A 4,987-nucleotide genomic window follows, 5' to 3' on the forward strand; every position below is an offset into this window, starting at 1 on the left:
TCGCCCTTGGAGATGCGGTCCACGTAGTTGGCCGCCACGTTCAAGGGTCCGATCACCGCATCCAGGGTGTCATTGACGCCCTGCACGATCTTGCGGAAATCACCCTCGTGCTTGCTGGCATCGGCGCGCGTCGCCAGACGGCCTTCCACCGCGGCCTGCGAGAGCATATTGGCATCGGCCACCAGCGCATTGACCACCTTGACGCAGGTGTTCAGGTTGTTCTTGATGGTGTTGAAGTCGCCCTTGTAGCTGTCCGTGATCGGCGGCGGGATGTCGCCCTTGGAAATGCGATCCACGTAGTTGGCCGCGACGTTGAGCGGTCCGATGACCGCATCGAGCGCCTTGTTGACGCCATCGACCATATCGCGGAAGCCACCCTCGTGGCCTTGCACATCAATGCGCGTGGTCAGCTGGCCGTCGCCGATCGCATCCAGGGACTGCCGGATATCGCCGAGCACCTTGCCGCTGCTGCTGAGCACATGATTGATGCCCTGCACCAGGCCCTTCAGGTCGCCGGACTTGTCATCCTCGCGCACCCGCACCTCCAGATCGCCCATGCAGGCCTTCTGCACCACCTCTTGCACATCGTCGATGGTCTTGCGTGCCGCCTTTTGCATCAAGACCTCAGCGGTCACGTCGGCGGCGTACTTGATGACCTGCACCGTCTTGCCTGAAGCATCGACAAGAGCGTTGTAGGAAGCCTGCAACCAGACTTCGTGTCCGTCCTTGGCAATACGCTTGAACTGTCCGGCGACGAATTCACCGGCGCACAGTTTCCGCCAGAAGGCCTGATATTCGGGCGAGCCCGCCTCCGCCTCGCTGACGAACATGCGGTGATGATGGCCTTTGATCTCTTCCAGGCGGTAACCCATCACCGAGAGAAAATTGGCGTTCGCATCGCACACCGTGCCATCCAGCTCGAACCGTATGACCGCCATCGAGCGATTGATGGCCTGTATCTGGCTCTCAAGCTCGGCGAAGCGAGCCATCTCGCCCGCCGGCGCCTTCGCAGTTTTGACAGCCTTGGCGCTGCGCGGACTCGGCGCGGCCTTGGTCTTGTCGGAAACATCTGGAGAAGAGGATTTACGGTTCTGACCAGTCTTTGCCATTTTTGAACACTCCACAAAATTGACCGACGGCGGGCGCCGTCACTCACATCCCTAAAAATTTTTCAGCCTACGTCTGCGCCGGGCCTTCACGCTTGCCGGCATCACGATGCAGACGTTTTCCGTCTTGCCATTAGCTTGCGACCCGGGCCGCCGTATATCACCCGCTCTCGCGACGACTGGCACATTCAGCCTTCTGGACGGCAGCGGCCCGCCGAGCGCGTAATCGCCGCATTGCTGCAGGCACTTCGCAGTTTTCAAAAGCGGCGGCGGGCGACAAACATCCGGCATAAAAAAAGCCCTCCGGAGAGGGCTTTTTTCTGGACTCAGTACGGCAGCGAGCCTCATGCAGCCGGGAAGCAGTGCGCCCGGCGGCCAGCGGCGCGATCAGAACTCTTCCCAGCGGTGCTCGCCATTGGCCGGTGCAGATTTTGCCGGCGCAGCAGCCGGCGCCGCGCCGCCGCGTGCCGGCGCTGACTTGGCGCTGTGCCTGCCCGTCATCGGCCTGCCGGCCTGCGCGGAGCTGGCGGCAAGCAGCTTCTGCATATCGCCCTTGGCATAGGACGTGGACTTGGGCGTATCGAGTTCGAAACGGGTCACCAGCGTACCCAGCTGGCCCACCTGTTCTTCCAGCGAACGCGCTGCGGCCGAAGCTTCCTCCACCAGCGCCGCGTTCTGCTGGGTGACCTCGTCCATCTGCGTGATGGTCTGGTTGACCTGCTCGATGCCCTGGCTCTGTTCCTGCGAAGCGGCGCTGATCTCGGCCATGATGTCGGTCACGCGCTTGACGCTGGTGACAATCTCTTCCATGGTGCGGCCGGCGCTCTCCACCAGCCTGCTGCCGTTTTCCACCTTTTCCACGGAGTCGCCGATCAGGGTCTTGATCTCCTTGGCGGCCGCGGCGCTGCGCTGCGCCAGATTGCGCACCTCGGAAGCCACCACCGCGAAGCCACGACCTTGTTCACCGGCACGTGCGGCTTCCACTGCGGCATTCAGCGCCAGGATGTTGGTCTGGAAGGCGATGCCGTCGATCACACTGATGATGTCGACGATCTTCTTGCTTGAATCGGTGATGGCCGCCATGGTCGTCACCACTTCTCCGACCACCTGACCACCCTTGCGCGCCACATCGGACGCGCCCACCGCCAGCTGATTGGCCTGGCGCGCGTTCTCGGCGTTCTGTTTCACCGTCGAGGTCAGCTCCTCCATCGAGGACGCGGTTTCCTCCAGGCTCGCCGCCTGCTGCTCGGTGCGCCCGGACAGGTCGGCATTGCCGGTGGCGATTTCGCGAGCCGCGGTGTTGATGGAATCCGTGGCCTTCTGGATCTGCGCCACGATGCCGGAGAGCTGCTCGCAGGTGCCGTTGGCATCGTCCTTGAGGCGGGCAAAGGTGCCGCGGAAATCGCCGCTCATGCGCTGCGTCAGATTGCCCTGCGCCAGCGCGCTGAGCACGCGCGCCACTTCACTCAGCCCCTGCTCACTGGTCTCCAGCAACTGATTGACGCTCTTGGCCAGCAGGGCGAAGAAGCCCTGTTTGCCTTCCAGCACCACGCGACGCTGGAAATCGCCGTCGGCAGCGGCCTGCACGATCTCACCGACCTCCTTCTCCACCGCCACTTCGGCGGTGCGGTCCAGCCACTCCACCGTCGCGCCCAGACGTTCACCGCTCTTGTTGAAAATGGGCGAAGCGGTCAGCGCAAAGGTGCGGCCGCCCACGTTGATCTGCGCGCGATGCGTCTGCCGGAGGCCGGCCAGCAGCCTGGACTGATGTTCCGGGTTCTTGTGGAACTGATCGATGGACGCGCCCATCAGCCTGGCGACCGAAAAGTTCGACAGTTCCTTGCGCACATCGGATTCGGCCGCCGTCAGCATCTCGACGACGGACTTGTTCATGTAGATGATGTTGCGCTCGTTGTCGGCGATCATCACGTTGCAGGTGACATTGTCCAGGGCATTGCGGATGCGCAGATTCTCATCGGCGATGCGGCGGTTCTCGCTGACATCGGTGGCAAACTTCACGACCTTGAACGGCTTGCCCTTGGCGTCGAAAATCGGGTTGTAGGAAGCCTCCAGCCAGATCGTCTGCCCGCTCTTGCCGATGCGCTTGTACTGGCCGGCGTCATACTCGCCGCGGCCCAGCTTGTCCCAGAAGGCGCGGTATTCATTGCTGGCCGCATAGCCCGGCTCCACGAAGATCCGGTGATGCTGACCCCGGACTTCTTCGAGCGTATAGCCGACGGTCTTCAGGAAATTCTCGTTGGCGTTCAGAATCTGGCCGTCCAGCGTGAATTCGATCACCGCCTGCGCCTTGTTGATCGCGCGCAGCTGTCCTTCGAAATCGGCGTTGTGCAGCTTCTGGGCGGTGATATCGGTGGCGTACTTGACCACCATCATCGGCTTGCCGCTGCTGTCCATGATGGCGTTGTAGGAGGCTTCGAGCCAGACCTCGCGGCCATCCTTGGCGATGCGCCGGAACTGCCCGGCCACATACTCGCCGGCGCGCAGCCGCTCCCAGAACGCCTGGTATTCCGGCGACTCGGCCTCGACCTTGTCGACGAAGCTGCGATGGTGCCTGCCTTTGATTTCGTCGAGCTGGTAGCCCATCGTCTTGAGGAAGTTCTCGTTGGCGTCACGCACGGTGCCATCGAGTTCAAACTGAATCACTGCCATGACCCGGTTGATGGCCTGGATCTGGCCGCTGAGTTCGGCCTGGCGGCGGGCATCCACAGGCGCGGCCTTGCGCGTCTTCACGAGCTTCGCGGCCTTCACGACCTTCCTGGCCACGGCTGGCTTGGCCTTGCGCGGTGCCGCCTTCGGGGCGGCCTTGCGGGATTTCACGGTTTTTGCCATTGCTAAAGACTCCACTGCGGGTTTGCCTGACCGTGCCCGGCTTGCCATTCCTGAACCGGAATGACGGACCGCCTGACAAGGCCTTGGTGTTGGATGTTCTTCACGCGAACAGCACCGCTGTACGCAGAACCCCGGCCGCACATCCGAGCGGCTGGGTTCCGGAAAATTCGTGGGCCGGCACAAAGGCCGTGCGTTTACTGCCTCTCCTGTCCATAGATTGCGGCCGGCGCGGGCCAGGATCCGCCTGTTTTGCGACAACTGGCACCCGCCGTCCTCCGGACGGCAATCGATTGACGCCTGAGGAGAACGTCACGGCTTCCGTGCCTGAACCGGCCTCGCCAGGGCTCAACAAAAAGCCGGCGTCCGAAGACGCCGGCTGTGTTCGCGGGCGCGCACAGACGGCGCTTTCAGAACTCAAGCCACTGCCCCGTGGCTTCGTTGCGGCTACGGCCCTGGGTGGCTTTCATCCTGTGCACCGCATTGGTCGCCCCTGGCGACCTGGCTTTCTGCGGTGCGGGCGCGGGCTCCACCGAGGGCTTTGCCGTGCGCTGCGCGTCGAGCCGGAAGCGGCTGACCGAAGCCAGCAGGCCACGCGCCTGATCCTCCATCGAACGCGCCGCGGCGGACGCCTGTTCCACCAGGGCCGCGTTCTGCTGGGTGGCCTCGTCCATCTGCGCGACGGTCCTGTTCACCTGCTCGATGCCCTGGCTCTGCTCCTGCGAGGCGGCGCTGATCTCGGCCATGATGTCGGTCACCCGCTTCACGCTTACCACGATCTCTTCCATGGTCCGGCCGGCGTTCTCCACCAGCATGCTGCCGTTGCCGACCTTCTCGACCGAATCGCTGATCAGGGTCTTGATCTCCTTGGCCGCCGCGGCGCTGCGCTGCGCCAGGCTGCGCACTTCCGAGGCCACCACCGCGAAACCACGGCCCTGTTCGCCGGCACGCGCGGCTTCCACCGCGGCGTTGAGCGCCAGGATATTGGTCTGGAAGGCGATGCCGTCGATCACGCCGATGATGTCGGCGATCTT

The 4,987-nt window shown here is 63.3% G+C and carries 3 protein-coding genes; all 3 read right to left on the minus strand.

The features are described from left to right. Positions 1-938, minus strand: a 938-nt coding sequence (locus tag BMY12_RS20185; RefSeq protein WP_177188804.1) for a PAS domain-containing protein, incomplete at its 3' end; no start/stop codon positions are given. A 555-nt stretch (positions 939-1,493) separates the two neighbouring features. Beyond that, positions 1,494-3,956, minus strand: coding sequence for a methyl-accepting chemotaxis protein (locus BMY12_RS20755; RefSeq protein ID WP_093281503.1), 2,463 nt, complete (start codon positions 3,954-3,956; stop codon positions 1,494-1,496). A 407-nt stretch (positions 3,957-4,363) separates the two neighbouring features. Beyond that, a partial coding sequence (locus tag BMY12_RS20590; protein ID WP_245732323.1) for a methyl-accepting chemotaxis protein occupies positions 4,364-4,987 on the minus strand: 624 nt, incomplete at its 5' end.

The organism is Solimonas aquatica (genome assembly GCF_900111015.1).
In the GTDB taxonomy this organism is placed as follows: domain Bacteria; phylum Pseudomonadota; class Gammaproteobacteria; order Nevskiales; family Nevskiaceae; genus Solimonas; species Solimonas aquatica.